The organism is Mycobacterium sp. 852002-30065_SCH5024008 (assembly GCF_001665645.1).
Lineage (GTDB): Bacteria > Actinomycetota > Actinomycetes > Mycobacteriales > Mycobacteriaceae > Mycobacterium > Mycobacterium paraffinicum.
Genome location: NZ_LZSZ01000125.1, coordinates 1 through 2,376 on the forward strand (window position 1 = coordinate 1; position 2,376 = coordinate 2,376).

1 pseudogene is annotated in these 2,376 nt (G+C 65.7%); it reads left to right on the forward strand.

From position 1 onward, the window contains the following. Nucleotides 1-5: 5 nt before the first annotated feature. Nucleotides 6-2,376 (forward strand): annotated as a pseudogene (locus A5781_RS16070) (condensation domain-containing protein); the annotation flags it as partial.

Consider the following 2,376-nt stretch of genomic DNA (forward strand, 5'->3'; position numbering starts at 1 on the left):
GGGCTGGGTTGACCGCATCGCGGTTTGTGGCATGTCCCTTCGCCGGGGCGCCGGCGGCGCGGATGTATCGCACCGGGGATTTGGTGTCGTGGGGTATTGATGGGCAGCTGCGCTATGTGGGCCGGGCCGACGAACAGGTCAAGATCCGCGGGTATCGCATCGAACTCGGCGAGGTCGAAGCCGTGCTGGCGGCTCATCCTCGGGTGGGTCAGGCGGTGGTGATCGCCCATACAGCCACCTCCACCGTCAATGCCGACCAGGGGGCCAGCGACAAGCAGTTGGCGGGCTATGTCGTGCTGGATCAGAAGATGGTGCTGGTGCGGGAGCCCCAACGGGAGGCGCAGCTCGTTGGGCAGTGGCAGACAGTGTATGAGGGCCTGTATTCGCAGGTGGACTCTGCGCAGGGCGCTCCGGCGGTATTGGGGGAGGATTTCGGGGGCTGGAACAGCAGTTATACCGGGGCGCCCATCCCCTTGGACGAGATGCGCCAGTGGCGGGCGGCGGCGGCGGAGCGTATCCGCAAGCTGGGTCCGCAGCGGGTGTTGGAGATCGGGGTCGGTAGCGGGTTGTTGTTGGCCCGGTTGGCCCCCGATTGTGTCGAGTACTGGGGTACGGACTTCTCCGCGGCGACGATTCAGCGGCTGCAGGCGGCGGTGGCTTCGCAGTCCTGGGCGGATCGGGTGCGGCTGCGGGTGCAGCCGGCCGATGCGGCCGCGGGGTTGCCGCAGGCGCATTTCGATGTGGTGGTACTTAACTCGGTGATCCAGTACTTCCCCAGCGCGGGCTATCTGCTGGATGTGCTGGCAGTCGCGATGCGGTTGCTGGCACCGGGCGGGGCGGTGTTCATCGGCGACGTGCGCAACCAGTCGTTGTTGCAGGCGTTTACCACCAAGGTGTTGTGCGCCGACACCAGTGACGACACCGCCGCGGTGCTGCGTGAGCGGGTGCGCCGCGAAATGCTTGCCGAGCAGGAACTGCTGTTGGCGCCGGAGTTCTTTGCGGCGTTGCCCCAACACCTTCCCGACATCGCCGCCGTCGATGTGCAGCTCAAACAGATGGGCGCGGTCAACGAACTCAGCAGCTACCGATACGAGGTCGTGCTGCATAAGGCGCCGGCGCCTGCGCGCTCGCTCGCCCACCTACCCTGCCAACCCTGGCAGCGGTTCAAAACCCTGGCCAGGCTGGGCGAATACCTGCAGTCGCAGCACCCGCCGGAGTTGCGCGTCACCGGAGTGCCCCATGGCGGGATATGGCCTGATGTGGCACTGGCATCCGCGCTGGCCACCGCCGGCGACCGGATGCCCGTCAGCCAGTTGCGTGCCGAAATCTGTGCACCCGATGCGGTATTGCCGCACCAGTGTCAACTGCTGGGCCAAGAACTCGGATACACCACAGCGCTGACCTGGTCACCGACCGCTGGGCTGATGGACCTCATCTTCACCCACACCGGCCAGGCATCTAAGGACTCCCCGCTGCCGGCGCTCTCAGATCTCTACCTACCAGCCACACTGGTGGGGTCAATTGCCGGCTATGTCAACGACCCGTCGACCATCGAACGAGTGGCCGAACTGCGCGGCTTTGTCGCCGACCGTCTGCCCGAATACATGGTGCCCGCAGCAATCATGGTGCTCGATGCCCTGCCGTTGACGGTCAACGGCAAACTCGATCGGCGCGCGTTGCCAGCCCCGGAATTCATCAGTGCGGTGGCATACCGGGCGCCGCGTGACCGACAGGAACAGGTGTTGGCCGCGCTGTTCAGCGACGTTCTCGGAGTGACACGGGTCGGCATCGATGACGTGTTTTTCGATCTGGGTGGCCATTCACTATCAGCAATCCGGCTGGCGGCGCGGATCCAGGCCGAACTCGGTGTCGAAGTCCCGATCCGGACGTTGTTCGACGTCCCCACCGTGGCCGGGCTGGCCCAATGGCTCAAAGAACATCCCAGCGAACCCGCGATCGCACCCTTAACAACACAACAGCGGCCCGCGGTGGTGCCGTTGTCGTTTGCCCAGTCGCGGTTGTGGTTTATCGACCAGCTGCTGGGCCCGTCGGCGGTCTACAACATGCCCATCGCGCTGCGCCTGCGCGGACCACTGGACACCGATGCGTTGGGGGCTGCGCTCGGTGATGTGGTGGGCCGCCATGAAAGCCTGCGCACGGTGTTCCCCGCAGCCGAGGGCATACCTGAGCAGGTGGTGATGCCGATTGAGCGGGCCGAGTTCGGCTGGGCGGTGACCGATGGCAGCGGCTGGACGCCCGAGCGGCTCGAAGAGGCCCTCGCGGCGGTGGCGGGGTACCAGTTTGATCTGGCGGTCGAGATTCCGTTGCGGGCCCAGCTTTTCCGCCTCGACGAGGATGAGTATGTGTTGGTGGCGG